The organism is Micromonospora solifontis (assembly GCF_003725545.1).
Lineage (GTDB): Bacteria > Actinomycetota > Actinomycetes > Mycobacteriales > Micromonosporaceae > Micromonospora > Micromonospora solifontis.
In genome coordinates this window covers 1-20,648 of sequence record NZ_RJLN01000027.1, presented here as the reverse complement: position 1 = coordinate 20,648, position 20,648 = coordinate 1, and the positions used below count along the sequence as shown (strand labels likewise).

Here is a 20,648-nt window from a genome sequence, read left to right as displayed (position 1 = left end):
CAGGCCGTGCGAGACGCCGAGGATCCACGCCGACGGCGTCGGGCGTGGTCAGTGCAGGCGGTCGAGGCGGACGCGGGTGCGCAGGTCGGGGCGGCCGGCGAGCAGGGCGCGCACCACCGCCTCGGCGTCGTCGTCGACGGCGAGGACGTGGATCCGGCCGGGCACCGCCGCCACCAGCGCCGCCGAGCGGGCCGGCTCGGCCAACGGCAGTTTGTAGTACGCCGGCCCGGACGCCCCGGCGGTGCCCTGGAGGGTGGCGAGGAAGAGGCTGCACAGGTAGCCCTCGCGCCGCGTTCCGCTGGCCACCACGGTGACCGTGCCGGGCTCGGCCGGGGCCTGGGCGAGCGCCCGTACGGTCAGGTCGGCCGGGTGCGGACGGGCCAGCCTCCCCGACCACCAGGCCGAGGCCCATGTGGTGCTGCGGTCGCCGAACGGCTGGGCGAAGATGCCGGTGCCCCGGGGCAGGCCGGCCGTCCCGGCTGCGGCGACCACCACGGTCGCCGCCACCAGCGGCCGGGCGAGCGGCCGTGGGCGCCGGCCGGCCGCGCCGCCGAGGCCGTTCGCCGCCGGGCGCGTGGTCCACGGCGGGGGCAGCAGCAGGGCCAGCGCGCCGAGGCCGACCAGCAGCAGCATCAGCAACAGGTGCAGGGTCTTGCCGTAGTAGTAGCGCGGTGCGGTGCCGAGCAGGTGGAACCAGATCCGGACCCCGAGCACGAAGAGCAGGCCGGTGCCGAGCGCGCCGGCGTACCGCCGCCACACGGGCAGCCGCAGGCCGCCGGCGAGCAGGCCGGCGGTGACCAGCGCGGTGAGCGCCAGCAGGGCGTCGTAGCGGGGCTCCACCGCGCCGCCGGTGGCGACGTTGTCGAGCTGGTCGGTGTTGAGCAGGCCGCCGATGCTGGTCAGCGGGGTCAGCGGCACGGCCACCAGGGCCACCCCGGCGAGCAGCGCCGGGCGGCGCAGCACCGCCCGGCGCTGCCGGACCAGCCAGGCCAGCACCAGCAGCCCCACCACCGGCAGGAACATCAGGTACGCGAAGCCGACGCCGACGCAGAGCGCGCCGACCAGGCAGAGCTGCGTGCCGGTGCCCGCGACCGGCCGGCAGAGCAGCGCCACCAGCAACGCGGACAGCGCCAGGCCGAGGGTCTCGCCCGGGTAGCCGTAGACCACGAACCGGGCCAGCTCGGAGCCGAGGCAGAGCACGGTCACCACGCCGGCGACGGCCCAGGTCCGCGCGGGGTCGAGCTGCCGCCCGGCGATCCGGGTCGCGGCCCAGACCAGGGCGAGCACCAGCAGGGCGTACGCGGACAGCGCCCAGCCGAGGTAGTGGTCGAGCGCGTGGACCGGATCGGCCGGGGCGGTCGACGAGCGCAGGAAGGTGTCCAGCAGCGCGGCGGTGAGGTGGAAGCCCTGCGGGTACCAGGTCATCGCCGCCGGCGCGATCCGGGCGGCGGCCTCCGGGTCGGTGAAGAGGTAGCCGCCGACCGCGCGGATCCCCTCCACGGCGGCCAGGTGCCGGCTGTTGTCCTCGCCGATCATCGCGTACGCCAGCCGCCCGGCCAGCTCACCCGCGCGCAGGTACGGCCAGCCGAGCGCGACCGCCGCGACCACGCCCGCCAGCACTGGCGGCAGGTCGGTCGTGGCCGGCCGGGGCCAGCGGGGGCGTCGCCCGGTGGCCACGGCCACGCCGAGCAGGACGGTGAGGGCGGCGCCGGCCACCGGCACCGGGTGCAGGCCCCACGGCCAGGCGGAGAAGAGCAGCCCGGCGGCGGCGACCGCGCCGAGCAGCAGGGCCGCGCCGAGCACCAGCCGGTCGAGCAGGGTACGGCCGGCCCGCAGCAGCCCGGCGGTCAGCGCCAGCACCAGCGGCGGCAGCACGGCGGCGGCGCCCAGCGCGTACGCCAGCAGGGGCAGCAGCCAGGCGGCGGCGAGTCCGAACGCGACGACGGTGACCCGGCGGGCCGGTCGGCGCGGCGACGGCACGGGCCGCTCCGCGGTCGCCGCCGGACGGGGTGCCGGCGGCACGCGGGTCGGGCTTTGCACGGGTCGTCTCTCCTCAGTGCCAGCCGCCGGGGGCCCGGACGGCGCGGCCTCACGGTAGGCCGGCCGGGGCGACGGCCGGCGACGACGACGTGTGCGGCAGGTGGCCGCCGGACGACGAGCTGCCGCCACTCGTACACCTGTGCCAAATCACCGGGTAGGGTGAGCGGATGACCGGCACCGCCTACCAGCCGTCGATGCTCGACCTCACCGCGTCCCCGTCGCTGGGTCCGCTGGCGGGCCGGCTGCGTCGGCACCCGCTGACCCGGGGAGCCTGGGTCGACCACCTTCCCGGCTGGGTCGCCGGCTCCGACGAGGTCTTCGAGACCCTGCTGCGGGAGGTCCCCTGGCGGGCCGAGCGCCGCACCATGTACGACGCCGAGGTGGACGTGCCCCGGCTGCTCTGCTGGTACGGCGCCGGGCGGCCGCTGCCGCACCCGGTCCTCGACGCCGCCCGGGCCGCATTGACCCGGCACTACGCGCCGGAGTTGGGCGAGCCGTTCGTCACCGCGGGCATGTGCTTCTACCGCTCGGGGCGGGACAGCGTCGCCTGGCACGGCGACACGCTCGGCCGCTCGGCGCACTCGGACACCATGGTGGCCATCGTCTCCTTCGGCTCCCCCCGGGCCCTGCTGCTGCGCCCTCGGGGCGGCGGCGAGAGCCTGCGGTTCCCGCTCGGGCACGGCGACCTGATCGTGATGGGCGGCTCCTGCCAGCGCACCTGGGAGCACGCCGTGCCCAAGACCGCCCGGCCGGTGGGCCCCCGGGTGAGCGTCCAGTTCCGTCCGGCCGGGGTCGCCTGAGCGCGGGCCGGCGCTGCCGGGCCCGCCTCAGCCGGTGACACAGAGTCAACATGACCGGCGATTCGCGACGCCGACCTGCACACTCACCGTGTTAGTTTGACCACGGTCAGTCAGCCTGCGCGTAATCGGGGGATCACCGTGCCTGATGGAGGGTCGGCCGCGGCCCGGCCCGTCCTCGCCGCCCGCGCCCGCCGCCACGCCGGCCTGGTCGTGCTCCTCGGCGTGGGCGCCGGGCTACGGGTGACGATGATGGTGGCCTACCCGCCCGCGCTCTGGTTCGCCGGCGACTCGGGCACCTACGTGCGCAACTCCCAGCGGTGGCCGGAGCTGACGGCGCGCTGGACGTACCCGTGGCTGATCAAGGCGTTCGAGTGGACCGGCACCTTCGCCTCGCTGGTGGCCGTGCAGCACCTCGCCGGGCTCGCCCTCGGCGTGGCCACCTACCTGCTGGTGCGCCGCCGTCTCGGCGCGTCCGGGTGGGTGGCGACGCTGGCCGCGGCGCCGATCCTGCTGGACGCCCGGCAGCTCACCCTGGAGCAGTACCTGCTCACCGAGACGCTCTTCACCACCGCGCTGGCCGGCGCGGCGCTGGTGCTCGCCGGCAGGGAACGGCCCGGCCCGGTGGCCGGGTTCGGCGCGGGCGTGGCGATCGCGGTGGGCCTGTCGACCCGGCCGACCGGCGTCGTCGGGCTCGCCGGGCTGCTACTCCTCGTGCTGGTCCCGTGGCGCGGCTGGCGGACGCCGGCGGCGTACCTGCTCGGCGTCCTCGCCTTCTTCGGCCTGGTGTTCCTCCAGGTCGGCACGGTCAAGGACACGCTCGGCGCCGAGGGCGGCAGGTTCCTGTACGGACGGACCGCGCACTTCGCCGACTGCGACCGGCTGGAGCTGAGCCCCGACCTGCGCCGGCTCTGCCCCAGACAGCCGCTGGACCAGCGGCCGGAACGGCCGGACTGGTTCATCTGGAACAGGGACAGCCCGATCCGCAACGCGCAGCGCCCGGCGGACCTCGACGCGTTCGCCGCCGCGGTGATCCGGCAGCAGCCGGGCGACTACCTGGCCGAGGTGGCCGCCGACACGGCCCGCTACTTCTGGCCGCACCGGCTCGGGCCGATGGAGTCGTGCCTGGCCAACTGGTGGGTGCCGCAGCTCGCCCCGACCAACTGGGCGGCGGACCCGAACTGCGTGCCCCGGCTGGCGGACCCGGGTTACGGCTGGCGGCCCGCCCCGGCCGAGGCGACGCCGCCGAACGGCGCCAGCCGCTTCCTGCACGGCTACGGCCGGTACGCCACCACCCCGCCCCCGCTCGTCGCGGCGATGACCCTGCTCGCCCTGGTCGGCGCGCTCTGGCCGCGACGCGGGCAGCTCCGGCTGAGCGTGCTCGCCCTGGGCTACGCCGCGGTCGGCGTCGGGATCATGGTCTTTTCCGTCGCCACCTCGATGTTCGACTACCGATACGGCCTGCCGGCGCTGGCCTTCCTGCCGATCGCCGCGGCGGCCGGCTGGCAACGGCTCCAATCCACCCCTGCTCCTCCTCCCGCACCGGACCTCGACGACGAGCCGGAGCGGCCCGCAGCCACTCTGACCGGGAGCAACGGGTGACGATGACGAACGAACCGGAGATCGAGGTGACGGTGCTGCTGCCGTGCCTCGACGAGGCGGAGACGCTCGAGGTCTGCGTCCGCAAGGCGCTGCGCTCGCTGGCGGAGTGCGGGGTGGTCGGGGAGGTGCTGGTCTCCGACAACGGATCCACCGACGGGTCGCAGGAGATCGCCGAGCGGGCCGGCGCCCGGGTGGTGCCCGCCCCGGTCCGCGGCTACGGCGGCGCGCTGCTGGGCGGCATCGAACGGGCCCGCGGGCGGTACGTCATCATGGCCGACGCCGACGACTCGTACGCGCTGTCGGAGCTGCGCCCGTTCATCGAGGCGCTGCGGGCCGGGCACGACGTGGTGATGGGCAACCGCTTCCGCGGCGGGATCGCCCGCGGCGCGATGCCCCCGCTGCACCGGTACCTGGGCAACCCGGTGCTGAGCTGGCTGGGCCGCCGACTGTTCGGCCTGGCCCGGGTCGGCGACTTCCACTGCGGCATGCGGGGCTTCAACGCCGACCGGATCCGCGCGCTGGGCCTCTGCATGCCCGGCATGGAGTTCGCCTCGGAACTGGTGGTGCGGGCCGCGCTGGCCGGCTACGACATCGTCGAGGTGCCGACCACCCTCTCCCCGGACGGCCGGTCCCGGCCGCCGCACCTGCGGACCTGGCGCGACGGCTGGCGGCACCTACGGTTCCTGCTGGTGTTCGCGCCGCGCACGACGCTGGTCCGGCCGGGCTTCGTGATCGCGCTGCTCGGGCTGCTCGGGGTGGGCGCGCTCACCCCCGGGCCGGTCGACCTCGGCCGGGTCGAACTGGACGTCAACAGCCTGGTGTACGCCTGCCTGATGGTGCTGGTCGGCGCGCAGCTGGCGATCTTCGGCGGGCTGGCCGAGATCTACGGCCGGCAGGAGCGGCTGGTCCCCCGGCGCAGCGCCGACCGGTGGATCCGGTTCCTGCGGCTGGAGACGAGCGTGACGGTCGGCCTGCTGCTGCTCGCCGCCGGCACGGCCGGCACGGTGGGTGCGGTCTGGCACTGGGGGCTGGACGGCTTCGCCGACCTCGACCCGCACACCACGCTGCGGGTGGTGCTCCCGTCGGCGACGGCGGTGGCGCTCGGCGTGGTGGTGCTCTGCTCCGGCCTGGTGGGCAGCCTGCTGACGCTCCGGCCGGCCCAATCCGGGCCCGTCCTGGTCCGGCAGCCCGGACCGGAGCGGCAGCCGGAGCCGGCCGGCCGCCCGTGACCGCGGCACCCGCGTGACCCACGGGCCTGTCCCCCAGGTCACGGGGGTGCCGTGCTACAAACGACTCTCAGGGTGATCATGCCCCCGTCACCTCACGACGCGAAGGGCGCAGCATGACCCAGTCCCCCACCGAACCACGATCCCGCTGGTCCCCCTGGCGGCTGCACGGCGACGGCCGGGCGGTACGCCCCGGCGACGTGGTGCACCCGGACGAGCGGCTCTCCTGGCCGCGCACGATCGGCGTCGGCGTGCAGCACGTCGTGGCGATGTTCGGCGCCACCTTCACCGTGCCGCTGATCACCGGCTTCCCGCCCGCCACCACGCTCTTCTTCTCCGGCCTGGGCACGCTGCTCTTCCTGCTGATCACCGGCAACCGGCTGCCCTCGTACCTGGGCTCGTCGTTCGCGTTCATCGCCCCGGTGCTGGCCGCGAAGACCGGCGGCGGCATCGGCGCGGCACTGGGCGGCATCGTGGTGGCCGGCGCGGCGCTGGCCGTGGTCGGCGTGGTGGTGCATCTGGCCGGGTCACGCTGGATCGACGCGTTGATGCCACCGGTGGTGACCGGTGCGATCGTCGCGCTGATCGGGCTGAACCTCGCACCGGTCGCCTGGGACGGCGGCGGCAGCGGCACCGGGGTGAAGGCCCAGCCGCTGATCGCGGTGGTCACCCTGGTCGCGATCCTGCTCGCCACGGTGGCCTTCCGGGGCTTCCTGGCCCGGCTGTCCATCCTGCTCGGCGTGGTGGTCGGCTGGGTGCTCGCCGCGGTGCTCGGCCAGCTCGACCCGAAGGCCGTCACCGGGCTGAAGGAGGCCGCCTGGGTGGGCCTGCCGCAGTTCCACGCCCCCGGCTTCAGCCTGCGCGCGGTGGTGCTGGTCATCCCGGTGATCCTGGTGCTGATCGCGGAGAACGCCGGGCACGTGAAGGCGGTGGCCGCGATGACCGGCCGGAACCTCGACAAGGACATGGGCCGGGCGTTCCTCGGCGACGGCCTGGCCACCGTGCTCGCCGGTTCCGGCGGCGGCTCCGGCACCACCACGTACGCGGAGAACATCGGCGTGATGGCGGCGACCCGGGTCTACTCGACCGCCGCGTACTGGGTGGCCGGCCTGGCGGCCGTGCTGCTCGGGCTCTGCCCGAAGTTCGGCGCGCTGATCCTGACCGTGCCGCCGGGTGTGCTGGGCGGCGCGACCACCGCGCTGTACGGCCTGATCGCCATCCTGGGCGCCCGGATCTGGATCGAGGGCCGGGTCGACTTCCACGACCCGGTCAATCTGATGACCGCCGCCGTCGCGGTGATCATCGGCGCCGCCAACTACACCCTCACCGCCGGCGACCTGTCATTCAACGGCATCGCCCTGGGCACCGCCGCCGCCCTGCTCATCTACCACGGCATGCGCCTGATCGCGAAACTCCGCGGCACCACCCCCGACACCCGCCCAGCCCCCCAACCCGAACTCTAACCCCACCCCACCCCCCACCCCGCCCCGTCGATCCCGCCCCGTCGATCCCGCCCCGTCGATCCCGCCCCGTCGATCATGAAGTTAGCTGCGCGAATTGTCCGATTCCACACAGTCAACCTCATGATCGACGCGGGCGCGGGGGCGGGCGGGGGGCGGGGGCGGGGCGGAGGCGCGGGAGGGTCTGGGGGCGGTAGCCGCCGGGGGCTCGGCAGTGGGTCAGTCGCGTTCGATCTGGTGGCCGATCACCGTGGGGCCGAGCATGACGGCGAAGCCGGAGCCGTCGCGGCGGGGGTCGGCCGGGGGCAGCTCGACCGGGTCGCCGTTGGCCGTGGCGCCGACCGGGCGCGGACCCACCCAGGCCACCGCCAGGTCCACCTCGCCCTTGAGGAACCGCTGCGCGCGCACCCCGCCGGTCGCCCGCCCCTTCGCCGGGTACGCCTTGAAGGGCGTCACCTTGACCGTGGCGCCGGTCGACGTGACCACCATCGGCTCCCCGTGCCCCGGGTCGTCGGTGCGGACCGCGCCGAAGAACACCACCGTCGCGTCGCCGGGCAGGTTGATGCCGGCCATGCCGCCGCCCCTGATCCCCTGCGGCCGGACCAGGGACGCCGGGAAGCGCAGCAACGACGCCTCGGAGGAGACGAACGCCAGCGACTCCGTACCGTCGGTGAGCCAGGTCGCGCCGACCACCTCGTCGCCGTCGCGCAGCGAGATCACCTCGAACTCGTCCGAGCGGACCGGCCACTCGGGCGCGCAGACCTTCACCACCCCCTGCCGGGTGCCGAGCGCCAGGCCGGGTGAGCCCTCGGCGGGCGCGCCGAGCGGCGCCAGGCCGACCACCGTCTCCCCGGGCTCCAGCGGCACCAGCTCGGCGGCGGACATGCCGCCGCGCAGCGACACCGTGCCGGACTGCTCGGGCAGCACCGGCAGCGGCAGTACGTCGATCTTGAAGGCGCGTCCGGAGCTGGTGACCAGGAGCACCCGACCCCGGGCGGTGGAGTGCGCGACCGCGCGTACCGCGTCGTGCTTGACCCGGCCGCTGCGCCGCCGCGCCTCGGCGGCCTCCTCCGACTCGGCCGCGGTCCGGGCGACCAGCCCGGTGGCGGAGAGGATGACCTGGCACGGGTCGTCGGCGACCTCCAGCGGGCCGGCCGGCACGGAGGCCGCCAGGACCTCCTTGAGGTCGCCGTCCACCAGGGTGGTGCGGCGGTCGGCGCCGAACTGCTTCACCACGGCGGCCAGCTCGTCGGAGACGAGCTTCCGCAGCACCCGCTCGTCGTCGAGGATCTTCGACAGCTCGGCGATCTCGCCGCGCAGCTTCTCCTGCTCGGCCTCCAGCTCCAGCCGGTCGTACTTCGTCAGCCGGCGCAGCGGGGTGTCCAGGATGTAGGTCGCCTGGATCTCGGAGAGCTTGAACTTCTGCATCAGGCCGTCCTTGGCGGCCTGGGCGTCCTCGCTGGCCCGGATCAGCTTGACCACCTTGTCGATGTCGAGCAGGGCGATCAGCAGACCGTCGACCAGGTGCAGCCGCTCCTCGCGCTTGCGCTTGCGGTACGCGCTGCGCCGGGTCACCACCTCGTACCGGTGGGCGAGGAAGACCTCCAGCAGCTCCTTGAGCCCCAGGGTCCGCGGCTGCCCGTCCACCAGGACCAGGTTGTTCACGCCGAAGGACTGCTCCAGCGGGGTGAGCCGGTAGAGGTCGGCCAGCAGCGCCTGCGGGTTGACCCCGACCTTGCACTCGATGACCAGCCGGGTGCCGTTCTCCCGGTCGGTGAGGTCCTTGACGTCGGCGATGCCGACCAGGCGCTTGGTCTTGTTGACCTCGTTGGTGATGGCCGCGATGACCTTCTCCGCGCCCACGCCGTACGGCAGCTCGGTGACCGTGATCGCCTGCCGGCCCCGGCTGCCCTCCAGCGGGCCCGTCTCCACCCGGGCGCGCATCCGCACCACGCCCCGTCCGGTCTCGTACGCCCGGCGCACCTCGTCCAGGCCGAGCAGCAGCCCGCCGGTGGGCAGGTCGGGGCCGGGGACGAACTCCATGAGCTTGTCCAGCGTGGCGTCCGGGTGGTTGATCAGCCAGCGGGCCGCCTGGACGACCTCGCCCAGGTTGTGCGGGATCATGTTGGTCGCCATCCCGACCGCGATCCCGGACGCGCCGTTGACCAGCAGGTTGGGGAAGGCCGCCGGCAGCACGGTGGGCTGGGTCAGCGAGCCGTCGTAGTTGGGCTCGACGTCGACGGTGTCCTCGCCCAGCTCGCCGACGAGCAGCATGGCCTCGCGGGACATCCGGGCCTCGGTGTAGCGGGCGGCGGCCGGGCCGTCGTCGGGCGAGCCGAAGTTGCCGTGCCCGTCGATGAGCGGCACGTTGAGCGAGAAGTCCTGCGCGAGGCGGACCATCGCGTCGTAGATCGCCGCGTCGCCGTGCGGGTGGTAGCGGCCCATCACGTCGCCGACGACCCGGGCCGACTTCACGTGTGCCCGGTCGGGACGGTGCCCCGACTCGTGCATCGACCAGAGGATCCGCCGGTGCACCGGCTTGAGGCCGTCCCGGGCGTCGGGCAGGGCCCGGGAGTGGATGACCGAGAAGGCGTACTCCAGGTAGGAGTCCGAGACCTCGTTGACCAGCGGGTTGTCGAACACCCGGGCGCCGGCCTGGTCGAAGGCGGAGAGGTCCGCCTTGGCGCGGTCGTCCTTGCGGCGTGCCATGGTTCAGCTTTCCCTTCGAAGAACCCGGTGGTCAGGCGTCGATGGCGGCGCGGTCGACCAGGTCGGCCGACTCGATGAGCCAGTTGCGGCGGGGCTCGACCTTCTCCCCCATGAGCAGCTCGAGGATCCGCTCGGCGGCCTCGACATCGTCGAGGGTGATCCGGCGGACCGCCCGGGTGGCCGGGTTCATGGTGGTCTCCCAGAGCTCGTCGGCGTCCATCTCGCCGAGACCCTTGAACCGCGGGATCGGGGTGACGATCTGCTTGCCGGCCTTCTCCAGCTTGCGGACCGTCGCCTCCATCTCGGCCTGGGTGTAGGTGTAGACGGTCTGCGGGTTGCGCCCCTTGGTGGTGACCTTGTGCAGGGGCGGCATGGCCGCGTAGAGCCGGCCCGCCTCGATCAGCGGGCGCATGTAGCGGGCGAAGAGCGTGATCAGCAGCGTACGGATGTGGGCGCCGTCGACGTCCGCGTCGGCCATGATGAGCACCCGGCCGTAACGCAGCGCGGAGAGGTCGAAGGTACGCCCCGAACCGGCGCCGAGCACCTGCACGATCGCCGCGCACTCGGCGTTGTCCAGCACCTGCTGGAGGTTCGCCTTCTGCACGTTGAGGATCTTGCCGCGGATCGGCAGCAGGGCCTGGTATTCCGAGGAGCGGGCCATCCGGCTGGTGCCGAGGGCACTGTCCCCCTCGACGATGAACAGCTCGCTGCGGTCGACGCCGGTGGCCCGGCAGTCGACCAGCTTGGCCGGCATGGACGCGCCCTCCAGGGCGGTCTTGCGCCGGGCGGCGTCCTTCTGCTGCTTCTGGGTGAGCCGGACCCGGGCCGCGTCGACGATCTTCTGCAGCACCGTACGGGCCTCGGCCTTGGTCCTGCGGTCCTCCAGCCAGGCCTTGAGGTGCGCCTCGACCAGCCCCTGGAGCACCTTGGTGATGCCGGCGGTGGAGAGCTCGTCCTTGGTCTGCGAGGTGAACTGCGGCTCCGGGATCCGCACGTGCACCACCGCGGTCATGCCCTCCAGGACGTCGTCCAGGGTGGGCGCGTCCTCCTTGGGCTTGAGCAGGCCACGGGTGTTGCGGGCGGCCTCGGCCAGGGTACGGACCAGGGCCCGCTCGAAGCCCTTGCGGTGGGTGCCGCCGTGCGCGTTGCGGATGGTGTTGGTGAAGCACTCGACGGTGCGCTCGTAGCCGGTGCCCCAGCGGAGGGCGACCTCGACCTCGGCGCGGCGCTGCACGTTGGACTGCATCACGCCGTTGGCGTCGGCGGCGTTCTCCCGGTACGTCCCCTCGCCGGTGACCAGCAGCGTGCCGGAGACCGGCCGGTCGCCGGCCGGGGCCAGGTATTCCACCATGTCGGTGAGGCCGTTGGGGAAGTGGAACTTCTCCTCGACGACCTGCTCGCCGGTCTCGTCGCGCAGCGTGTACGCCACGCCGGGCACCAGGAACGCGGTGTTGCGCAGCTTGAGCCGGACCGCCTCGGTGTCGAGCCGCGCTCCGGTCTCGAAGTAGCGCGGGTCGTGCCACCAGCGGATCGAGGTGCCGGTGCGCTGGCCGCGCTTCATCGCGCCGACGATCTGCAGGCCGGGACCGGGGGTGAACGGCGCGTCCGGTCCGGGACCGTCGAAGACGCCCGGCACGCCGTGCCGGAAGGACATCGCGTGCACCTTGCCGCCGCGGCGGACGGTGACGTCGAACCGCCGGGAGAGCGCGTTGACCGCGGAGGCGCCGACGCCGTGCAGGCCGCCGGAGGTCTTGTATCCCGAGCCGCCGAACTTGCCGCCGGCGTGCAGCCGGGTGAGCACCAGCTCGACGCCGGAGATGCCGGACTTGGCGTGCACGTCGGTGGGGATGCCCCGGCCGTCGTCGTCGACCTGCACCGAGCCGTCGGCGTGCAGGATCACCTCGACCTTGGTGGCGTGACCCCCGACACCCTCGTCGGTGGAGTTGTCGAGGATCTCGTTGACGAGGTGACCCACGCCACGGCTGTCGGTCGAGCCGATGTACATGCCGGGGCGCTTGCGGACGGCGTCGAGGCCCTCCAGGTGCGTCAGGTCGTCGGCCCCGTACAGGGTCTCAGGCTGTGCGGTCAACTGGTCGTACTCCCAGGTCTCGGCGGTGTGGTGCCGCTCACCGTGTCGACGCTCCACGTCGATCGCCACGCGGCGCGCCGCAGCGAGCCTAGCCCGGCGCTCCGACAGAGCTGTGGCACCCGGTGCGGTGCGTTGTCCGGTTACGCTCCGGCGGAGTCCGGGCCGCCGCCCGTCACGAGCGGGCCGGAGCGAGGAGGCGTCTGTGCACGACAACGGTCCGACCCACCGGTTGTCTTCCCGATCGGCCGCCGAGGGCGACCCGACCGGCCGGTTCGAGCGGCTCTACGCCGAGGCCGCGCGGGGTGCCGCCGAGGTGCCCTGGGACCGGGACGCCCCGCACTCGCTGCTCGCCGAGTGGACCGCGCGGACCCGGCCGGACGGGTCGGGCCGGCGGGCGGTGGTGGTCGGCTGCGGCTTCGGCCGTGATGCCGAACACCTGGCCGCCCTCGGCTTCGCCACGGTCGCCTTCGACATCGCCCCCACCGCGGTGCGGGAGGCGCGCCGCCGCCACGCCGGCTCCCCGGTCCGGTACGAGACCGCCGATCTGCTCGACCCGCCCGCGGACTGGCTCGGCGCCTTCGACCTGGTGCTGGAGAGCATGAACGTGCAGGCGCTGCCGGTGGAGCTGCGCGAGCGGGCGATCCCGGCGGTCGGCCGGCTGGTCGCGCCGGGCGGGACGCTGCTGGTGATCGCGGCCGGCCGGCGCGACGGTACGCAGGTGGACGGCCCGCCGTGGCCGCTGACCCGGGCCGAGATCGACGCCTTCGCCGCCGGACCGCTCGCCCCCGCCGACGTGGCGGAGATCGTCGCGCCGGACGGCGGGCTGCGCTGGCGCGCCGAGTTCCACCGCGCACGCTGACTCCGCGCTGGGTGTACGGCCATTGACGCACGTCACACCGCCGTGATCTGATCGCCTTCTCAGAGGATCTTTCGCATTTCGATGCGTGGATAAGGGGAGGTCGCGGATGTCCGTGTTCCGTCGTACCGCGCTCGCGGCGGCACTGGCCGTCGCCGCGGTGGCCCTGCCGGCCGCCGTGGCGCCCGCCGGGCCCGCCACGGCCGCCCTGCCCACCGCCGCCGTCGCGCTCGGCGACAGCTTCATCAGCGGCGAGGGCGCCGGCGCGTACTCCCCGGTGGTCGACGTCACCGGGGTCGCCCAGGGCTTTCCCGGCTGGTCGGCGCCGAACAGCAACGCCTACTTCTGCCACCGCTCGCCGAACGCCTCGCTCTTCCAGGCCGACCTGCCCGGCATCGCCGCGCGATTCAACCTGGCCTGTTCCGGCGGGCAGCCGTACGACATCGCCAACGCCTCCGCCACCCGGACCACGGGCCGGCAGGTCGCCGCCCAGCTCGACCAGCTCCGCGCCGTGGCGCAGACCCACGACATCGACCTGGTCCTGGTCGGCCTCGGCTCCAACAACAGCTCGTTCACCTTCGGCAGCGTCGCGGAGAAGTGCGCCAACCGGTTCATCGCCGACGCCTGGACCGGCTGGTGGGAGTTCTGGGCGTACCTCGGCGGGCCGGTGGAGCAGGAGCCCTGCACGGACGCCGACCTGGCCACCGCGGCGCAGTTCAGCGCCGCGACCGCGGAGACCACCGCGGCGCTCCGGCAGCTCCTCACCACCCTCGACCAGGTCGACGCCGACGGCCAGCACCGGGTGGTGTTCCAGGACTACACCAACCCGCTGCCGTACGAGCTGGACCAGACCTACTGGACCGAGGACAGCCGGGACGACACCCGGGACAAGTTCCGCGCCCTCGGCGCCGAGCGGTACGCGGCCGGCTGTCCGATCCACCGCGCCAGCCTGGCGCCCGGCCAGCGCTTCTCGCAGGGCCTCGGCACGATGGTGAGCTCGGTCCGGAGCACCCTCGCCGCCGAGTTCCCGAACGCCGACCTGGTCTACCTGAACGTGCAGCGCGCCTTCGACGGCGCCCGGCTCTGCGAGTCGGCGGGCAGCCCGGGCAACGCCCTGGCCACGCCGATCCGGCTGATGGACGGCCCGACCGGCGTCTTCGTCACCAGCCTCTCCGGCTACGACAAGCTCGACATCCAGCGGATCGCCAACACCTGCGGGACGTACTTCCAGACCTGCCAGGAGTCGTGGCACCCGAGCGCCGCCGGCCACCGGGTGCTGGGCCGCTGCCTGACCGGCGCGGCGGCGACGAGCGCGCGGGCGGTCTCCTGCCTGCGGGCCTCGGACGGCACGATCACGGTGAGCTGAGCCGACGCCTCGGGTGCCGCCGGCCCGGCGGCACCCGAGGCGTCCGCCACCGTCGCGGTCAGGACCGGACGGCGGTGCCGAGGACGTGCGGCGAGGCCGGCGTCGGGAGCCCTGCCGGCGGGAAGCGGAACCGGTCCAGCTCGACGACGGTGAAGCCGGCCGCGCGGATCGCCGCCACGGTGTCCCGCCCGGTGTGGCAACCGGCGCAGACCAGCGGCCAGAGGGTGGCGTCCGCCCAGCGCTGGGCCCGGCGCAGGCCGGGCGTCTCCGCCGCGACGTGCTCGTAGAAGCGGAGCTGGCCGCCGGGGCGCAGGACCCGGCGCGCCTCGCGCAGGGCCACCGCCTGGTCCGGAACCGAGCAGAGCACCAGGGAGAGCACCACCGCGTCGACCGAGGCGTCGGCGACCGGCAGCGCCTCGCCGAGGCCCGCGACCACGGTCACCGGGACCGGCGCGTCGGCGGCGGCGGCCACGCCGGCCGCGCGCAGCCGGGGCTCCGGCTCGACCGCCAGCACGCCGGTCACACCCGGCGGGTAGTGCGGGAAGTTCCGGCCGTTCCCGGCACCCACCTCGACCACCCGTCCCCGCAGCCCGGCGACCAGGCGGCGCCGGTGCTCGGCCGCGCCCGCCCGGTCCATCGCCACGCTGGCCCGGGTGAAGAGCCGGGCGAACAGCGGGTGCGAGACGGCCATCAGGCCGGCATCCGGGCGGGAACGCCGAGGCTGAGCAGCAGCGGACGCGCCGGACCGTCGACCAGGTCGCCGAGGCGTACGCCGTCGAGCACGGCCAGGAAGGCGTCCTGCGCGCGGCGCAGCTCGCCCCGGAGCCGGCAGGCGCCGAGCAGCGGGCAGGCCGGCTGCTCGCAGTTGACCACCTCGCCGCTCCCCTCGAAGGCCCGGACCACCTCGCCGACGGTCAGCTCACCGGCGCGCTCGGCGAAGGCCACCCCGCCGGCCCGGCCCCGGATGGTCAGCAGCACGCCGAGCCGCTGCAACCGCTGCACCACCTTGGCCACGTGGCTGCGGGGCAGCGAGAGCTGGGTGGCGAGCTCGTCCACCGTCGTCCGGGTCTCGGACGCGGCGGTGAGCATGGCGATCCGAAGTGCCATGTCCGTCGAGCGGTTGAGCTTCACACCATCGACCCTAGCCAGCGGCCGCACGCTGCGGAACAGACGCGGTGTGCGGTGGCGCGCTGTGACCCGGACAACCCCCGTTCCGGGACCTTCGACCCTAAAGAGGAATTTCAGAGTCCTGTTCCGTGGTGATCGACATGTCCGACACCGAAGGAGTAGTCGTGCTCTCGGAAACCTCAGCAGCCGTGGTGACGGCGACCCTGCCCGCCGTCCAGGCCCATGGTGAGGCGATCACCGGCCGGTTCTACCAGCGGATGTTCGACGCCCACCCGGAGCTGCTGGACATCTTCAACCGGGGCAACCAGGCCACCGGCCAGCAGAAGGCCGCGCTCGCCGCCGCCGTGGTCGCGTACGCGGAGCACCTCACCGGCGGCAGCACCGTGCCGTGGGGGCCGATCCTGGACCGGATCGCGCACAAGCACGCCTCGCTCGGCATCACCGCCGCCCAGTACCCGATCGTCGGCCGGCACCTGCTCGCCGCGGTCGGCGAGGTGCTCGGCGACGCCGTCACGCCGGAGGTCGCCGCCGCCTGGGACGAGGTGTACTGGCTGCTGGCCTGCGAGCTGATCGCCCGGGAGGCCCGCCTCTACGCCGGCGCCGGGGTGCCGGAGGGCGGAGCGGTGTGGCGCGAGTGGCGGGTGGTGGAGAAGATCCGGGAGACCGCCGACGTGGCGACGTTCACCCTGGTCCCGGCCGACGGCGGTCCGGTGCCCGGCTTCACCCCGGGCCAGTACGTCTCCGTCGCGGTCGACCTGGACGGCGACCGGGGGCAGCAGATCCGGCAGTACAGCCTCTCCGGCCGTCCCGGCGCCGACCACTGGCAGATCACCGTCAAGCGGGTACGCGGCGTCGACGGCGGCCCCGACGGCATGGTCTCCAGCTTCCTGCACGAGCGGGTGGCCGCCGGTGACACGCTCCGGCTCAGCCCGCCGTTCGGCGAGGTCAGCGCGATCGGTGACGGCGAACCGCTGCTGCTGGTCAGCGCCGGTATCGGCCTCACCCCGGCGATGGCGGCGCTGGCGCACCTGGCCGACACCGAGCCCGAGCGCCCGGTGGCGCTGGTGCACGCCGACCGGGCCGGCGCGGCGCACGCCCGGCGTCGGGAGCTGGTCTGGCTGCAGCAGCGGCTGCCGAACCTGTCGGTCCGCCTCTGGTACGAGGACGCGGCCGACGCCGAGCTGTCCGGGCTGAAGGCCGACGTCGCCGGCGGGCTGGTCGATCCGGCGCTGATCCCGGTCGCCCCGGAGTCGTACGTGCACCTGTGCGGGCCGGTGCCGTTCATGTCCCTGGTGCGCAGCGGGCTGCTGCGCCGGGGCGTGCCCGCCGAGCGGATCGCCTACGAGGTGTTCGGCCCGGGCATGCTGCACTGAGCGCTGACCACGACGGCGACCGGACCGGTGTCGGGCGATCCCCGGCACCGGCCCGGTCTCGCTCGCCGGCTCCCGCCGGCCGTCCAGTCCACGCTCCCCCGGGCAACCGACCTCACGCCGGCCCCAGAGCGGTAACGGGCGGCCGGGAAACCGCGACCTGCGCACCGCGGTGTCGGTCGAGCGGCGGGCGACCGGGGTCAGCCCCAGTGCGCGATCACCGCCCCGAGCACCAGCAGCGCGCCGGCCAGCTCGGCCATCCCGACCTGGACCGGGGCCAGCCGCCGGCCGGGCAGCAGCGCCGCGCGGAGCAGCAGCACCGCGAAGACCGCGGCCAACGCCGGCCCCCAGCCGGCCACCGCCGCCCCCACGAACGCCGCCAGGTGGTACGCCGCCGAGGCCCACCGGTAGCCGGCGCTCCCCCGCTCCCGGATCATCGTCTTGACGTAGAGCACGGTGCCGACCAGGTACGCGCCGACGGCCGCCGCCACGCCGGCCAGCGTGGCCGGCGCGACCCCGGCGACGGTGGCCACCACGAACACCACCAGCACGCTCTGCGCCACCGAGGCCAGGTCGTTGAGCAGGGTCCGCTCCCGGCGGCGCCGGGCGTGGACGGCGTTGACCGCCACCAGCACGGCGTAGAGGGGGGCGTAGCCGAGCACCGCGGGCCGGACGAGCAGCACCGGCAGGCCCAGCAGCGCGGTCGCGCCGCCGTAGAGCAGCAGCTGCGGGCGGACCCGGGCGGGGCGGCCGGTCTTCACCGCCAGCAGGGCGTAGTAGGAGAAGAGGTAACCGGCGAGCCACGCGCCGAGCAGCGGCAGGTGCGGCCAGCTCGGCCCGGTCACGCCGACCGCCGCGGCGTACGGGAGCAGCAGCATCGCCCAGGCGCCGTGCTGTGGCGGCAGCCACCGGTGCCGGCGCCCCCGTCCACGGCGGGCGGCGGCGCCGGAGCGACCGGCCGCCCGGGCGGCGGTCCGGTCTGACCCAGGGCCGGCGGCAGGGCCGGCGGAGCGGCGGGCGGCGGCAGGGCCGGCGGAGCGAGGGGCGGCGGAGCGGGGGGCGGCGGGCCGCGCGGGGGTACGGGCGCTCATCGGGCGACCGTGAGCAGCACCACCGCGTCCTCGTCGGCGTGCAACGCGTGCCGGGCGTCCGGGATCACCAGCAGGTCACCCGCCGCACCGGGCCAGGACTGGTCCTGGGCCACCAACCGGACCCGCCCGCGCAGCACCTGGAGCGTCGCGTCGCCCGGGCTGGCGTGCTCCTCCAGCGCGTGCCCGGCCACCAGGGCGATCAGCGTCTGCCGCAGCGTGGAGGCGGACCCGCCGTGCACGGTGCGGGCGCTGCGCCCGTTGTTGGTCGCCCGGGCCAGGGCGAGCTGCTCCTCGGCGAGCACGGAGAGCGACGACGGGGACACGGGAACACCTCCGGGTCGGAGCGGACGGGCGGCCAGAAACAGGACCCTACTCTGCCTCTTTGCCCAGCCTGGCCGCCTTAAGCAGCAACGACCAGGGACTTTGGTCCCCGATTCGAATCTCCACACGAGACGTTCCGGTTCTCCGGAGAAGTCGATGATCTACAGGTTAGGAAGCGATCGCGAGGGTAGGGGACTGCTCATGCGGGTCCTTGGAATCAACGCGATCTTCCACGATCCGGCGGCCGCCCTGGTGGTCGACGGGACGGTGGTGGCGGCCGCCGAAGAAGAGCGGTTCAGCCGCCGCAAGCACGGCAAGCGCCCGGTGCCCTTCGCCGCCTGGGAGCTGCCCGAGTTGTCGGCCGCATGGTGCCTGGCCAGTGCCGGGATCGACGTCGACAGCCTCGACGCGGTCGCGTACTCCTTCGACCCCGGCCTCTGCCGGGACGCCGCCGAGCTGGGGCTCAGCGACCCCTGGGACTGGCTGCGGGTCGACTACGCCCGGCGCGCGCCGCAGTTCCTCGCCGCCGCCCTGCCCGGCCTCGACCCGGAGAAGGTCCGGTTCGTGCCGCACCACGTGGCGCACGCCGCCTCCGCCGGGCTGGCCGCGCCGCCGGCCGGCGACGACACCGCGGTGCTGGTGCTCGACGGGCGCGGCGAGGTGGCCAGCCACCTCGCCGGCGTCTACCGGGACGGCCGCCTGTCGCCCCTGCGCTCACAGTCGCTGCCGCACTCGCTCGGGCTGCTCTACGAGGACCTGACCCGCCACCTCGGCTTCCTGCACTCCAGCGACGAGTACAAGGTGATGGCGCTGGCCTCGTACGGCACGCCGAAGCACCTCGGCATGCTCCGCGACCTGGTACGGGTCACCGACGACGGCGGCTTCCAGGTCGAGCGGATCGACTGGGCCAGCATGGCCAAGGCGCGCACCGCCGACGGCGAGATGACCGACGAGCACGCCGACCTCGCCGCCAGCGTGCAGACCCGGCTGGAGGAGGTCATCCTCGACCTCTCCCGCTGGCTCCACGACGCCTCCGGCGGCGCGTCCACCCTCGCCATGGCCGGCGGGGTGGCGCTGAACTGCGTGGCCAACGCCCGGATCGCGGCCGAGGGCCCGTACCGGAACGTCTGGGTGCAGCCGGCGGCCGGCGACGCGGGCACCGCGCTGGGCGCGGCCCTGCACGTGGCCGGTGAGCTGGGCGACCGGTCCACCCCGATGGCCGGGGCCGACCTCGGCCGGGGCTGGTCGGACGAGGAGCTGGAGGCCGAGCTGCGCCGGGCGGCGCTGCCGTACACCCGGCCGGCGTCGATCACCGCCGAGGCGGCCCGGGTGCTCGCCGACAACGGCATCGTCGCCTGGTACCAGGGGCGCAGCGAGTACGGCCCGCGGGCGCTGGGCCACCGGTCGCTGCTCGCCCACCCCGGCGACCCGGACACCACCCGCCGGATGAACGACGTGAAGGGCCGGGAGCAGTTCCGGCCGATCGCCCCGATGGTCCGCGCGGAACGCTTCGCGGAGATCTTCGAGGGCGTCTACCCCAGCCCGTACATGCTCTTCGTGCACCGGGTGAAGCCGGAGTGGCGGGACCGGATCCCGGCCGTCACGCACGTCGACGGCACCGCCCGGGTGCAGACCGTGCACTCGGAGACCGAGCCGGTGGTGGCCGAACTGCTGGCCGAGTTCGAGCGCCGTACCGGCCTGCCGGTGGTGGTGAACACCTCGCTGAACACCGCCGGGCGCCCGATGGTGGACACCCCGCGGGAGGCGATGGAGCTGTTCGGCTCCGCGCCGGTGGACCTGCTCGCCCTCGGCCCGTTCGCGGTGCACCGGCGGGCGCTGGGCGGTGCCCGGTGATCAGCGTGGTGGTGCCCACGCTCGGCCGGCCCAGCCTCGCCACGCTGCTGGACGCCCTCGCCGGTCAGCTCGACGAGCTGCCCGAACCCGAGCTGCTGCTGATCGACGACCGGCGCCCCGACACCGGCGAGGAGACCGGGGAACTGGCGGTGCCGGGGCCGCTCGCGGCGTACACGAAGGTGCTGACCGGGCGCGGCGCGGGCCCGGCGGCGGCCCGCAACCTGGGCTGGCGGGCGGCCCGCGGCGAGTGGGTGGTCTTCCTCGACGACGACGTGGTGCCGGCGCCGGACTGGGCCCGGCGGCTCCGCGACGACCTGCTCGCGGCCGACCGGGTCGGCGGGGTGCAAGGTGTGGTCGAGGTGCCGCTGCCGGCGCACCGGCGCCCCACCGACTGGGAGCGCGGCACCGCCGGCCTGGCCGAGGGCAAGTGGATCACCGCCGACATGGCGTACCGCCGGGCGGCGCTGGCCGAGGCCGGCGGCTTCGACGAGCGGTTCCCCCGGGCCTACCGGGAGGACGCCGAGCTGGCCCACCGGGTCCGGCGGGCCGGCTGGGAACTGGTCCGCGGCCGGCGGCGGGTGGCCCATCCGGTACGCCCGGAGAGCCGCTGGATCAGCCTGCGCACCCAGCGCGGCAACGCCGACGACGCGCTGCTGCGCCGGCTGTACGGCGGGTCCTGGCGCACCGACCTCGACCTGCCCCCGGGGCGGCGGCCCCGGCACGTGGCGGTCACCGCCGC

At 74.6% G+C, this 20,648-nt stretch carries 16 protein-coding genes; 9 read left to right on the top strand and 7 right to left on the bottom strand.

From position 1 onward, the window contains the following. Nucleotides 1-48: 48 nt before the first annotated feature. Nucleotides 49-1,980 carry a hypothetical protein gene (locus EFE23_RS12095; RefSeq protein WP_148058438.1) on the bottom strand — a complete coding sequence of 644 codons (1,932 nt, stop codon included), beginning with the start codon at nt 1,978-1,980 and terminating at the stop codon, nt 49-51. A 227-nt stretch (nt 1,981-2,207) separates the two neighbouring features. On the opposite strand from EFE23_RS12095, the gene EFE23_RS12090 reads away from it, so the two are divergent. The 4 genes from EFE23_RS12090 (at nt 2,208) to EFE23_RS12075 (ending at nt 7,128) form a co-directional block, all read left to right on the top strand. Then, on the top strand, nt 2,208-2,840 hold the full coding sequence (locus tag EFE23_RS12090; RefSeq protein ID WP_123240997.1) for an alpha-ketoglutarate-dependent dioxygenase AlkB: 633 nt from the start codon (nt 2,208-2,210) through the stop codon (nt 2,838-2,840). Nucleotides 2,841-2,978: 138 nt separating this feature from the next. After that, entirely contained in the window at nt 2,979-4,439 is a 1,461-nt protein-coding gene (locus EFE23_RS12085; RefSeq protein ID WP_123240996.1) for a hypothetical protein, read from the top strand. A gap of 2 nt (nt 4,440-4,441) precedes the next feature. Further along, nucleotides 4,442-5,668, top strand: coding sequence for a glycosyltransferase family 2 protein (locus tag EFE23_RS12080; RefSeq protein WP_123240995.1), 1,227 nt, complete (start codon nt 4,442-4,444; stop codon nt 5,666-5,668). Nucleotides 5,669-5,781: 113 nt separating this feature from the next. Next, nucleotides 5,782-7,128: a uracil-xanthine permease family protein gene (locus EFE23_RS12075; RefSeq protein ID WP_123240994.1), complete on the top strand. Its 1,347-nt coding sequence runs from the start codon at nt 5,782-5,784 to the stop codon at nt 7,126-7,128. Nucleotides 7,129-7,344: 216 nt separating this feature from the next. On the opposite strand, the gene EFE23_RS12065 is transcribed toward EFE23_RS12075, so the two are convergent. Together EFE23_RS12065 and EFE23_RS12060 are read right to left on the bottom strand one after the other, a co-directional pair. Further along, the gene (locus EFE23_RS12065; protein WP_123240993.1) at nt 7,345-9,834 is read right to left on the bottom strand and encodes a DNA gyrase/topoisomerase IV subunit A; all 2,490 of its coding nucleotides are present in this window, start codon (nt 9,832-9,834) and stop codon (nt 7,345-7,347) included. Between the two features lie 31 nt (nt 9,835-9,865). Continuing rightward, a complete protein-coding gene (locus EFE23_RS12060) occupies nt 9,866-11,923 on the bottom strand; it encodes a DNA gyrase/topoisomerase IV subunit B (protein WP_123241037.1) in 2,058 nt (685 codons plus the stop codon). 202 nt (nt 11,924-12,125) lie between these two features. Here EFE23_RS12060 and EFE23_RS12055 point away from each other — a divergent pair, with 202 nt between their 5' ends. Continuing rightward, the gene (locus EFE23_RS12055; protein ID WP_199737029.1) at nt 12,126-12,782 is read left to right on the top strand and encodes a class I SAM-dependent methyltransferase; all 657 of its coding nucleotides are present in this window, start codon (nt 12,126-12,128) and stop codon (nt 12,780-12,782) included. 106 nt (nt 12,783-12,888) lie between these two features. After that, a complete protein-coding gene (locus tag EFE23_RS12050) occupies nt 12,889-14,145 on the top strand; it encodes an SGNH/GDSL hydrolase family protein (RefSeq protein ID WP_123240991.1) in 1,257 nt (418 codons plus the stop codon). Nucleotides 14,146-14,203: 58 nt separating this feature from the next. Here EFE23_RS12050 and EFE23_RS12045 read toward each other — a convergent pair whose 3' ends face one another. Further along, the gene (locus tag EFE23_RS12045) at nt 14,204-14,836 is read right to left on the bottom strand and encodes a class I SAM-dependent methyltransferase (protein WP_123240990.1); all 633 of its coding nucleotides are present in this window, start codon (nt 14,834-14,836) and stop codon (nt 14,204-14,206) included. Beyond that, nucleotides 14,836-15,276 (bottom strand): RrF2 family transcriptional regulator, encoded by a 441-nt coding sequence (locus EFE23_RS12040; RefSeq protein WP_123240989.1) that lies wholly within the window; start codon nt 15,274-15,276, stop codon nt 14,836-14,838. The genes EFE23_RS12045 and EFE23_RS12040 overlap by 1 nt, the downstream gene beginning before the upstream one ends. A 137-nt stretch (nt 15,277-15,413) precedes the next feature. On the opposite strand from EFE23_RS12040, the gene EFE23_RS12035 reads away from it, so the two are divergent. Next, a complete protein-coding gene (locus tag EFE23_RS12035; protein ID WP_123241036.1) occupies nt 15,414-16,646 on the top strand; it encodes a globin domain-containing protein in 1,233 nt (410 codons plus the stop codon). A gap of 197 nt (nt 16,647-16,843) precedes the next feature. On the opposite strand, the gene EFE23_RS12030 is transcribed toward EFE23_RS12035, so the two are convergent. Both EFE23_RS12030 and EFE23_RS12025 read right to left on the bottom strand, forming a co-directional pair. After that, nucleotides 16,844-17,548, bottom strand: a complete 705-nt coding sequence (locus EFE23_RS12030) for a YwiC-like family protein (protein ID WP_255421131.1) — start codon at nt 17,546-17,548, stop codon at nt 16,844-16,846. A 182-nt stretch (nt 17,549-17,730) separates the two neighbouring features. Beyond that, a complete protein-coding gene (locus tag EFE23_RS12025) occupies nt 17,731-18,057 on the bottom strand; it encodes a cupin domain-containing protein (protein ID WP_123240987.1) in 327 nt (108 codons plus the stop codon). 199 nt (nt 18,058-18,256) lie between these two features. On the opposite strand from EFE23_RS12025, the gene EFE23_RS12020 reads away from it, so the two are divergent. Together EFE23_RS12020 and EFE23_RS12015 are read left to right on the top strand one after the other, a co-directional pair. Next, complete coding sequence (locus tag EFE23_RS12020; protein ID WP_123240986.1) at nt 18,257-19,909, top strand: carbamoyltransferase family protein; 1,653 nt, start codon at nt 18,257-18,259, stop codon at nt 19,907-19,909. Next, the coding region (locus tag EFE23_RS12015; protein WP_123240985.1) for a glycosyltransferase family 2 protein at nt 19,906-20,648 on the top strand (743 nt) is incomplete at its 3' end. The genes EFE23_RS12020 and EFE23_RS12015, both read left to right, overlap by 4 nt.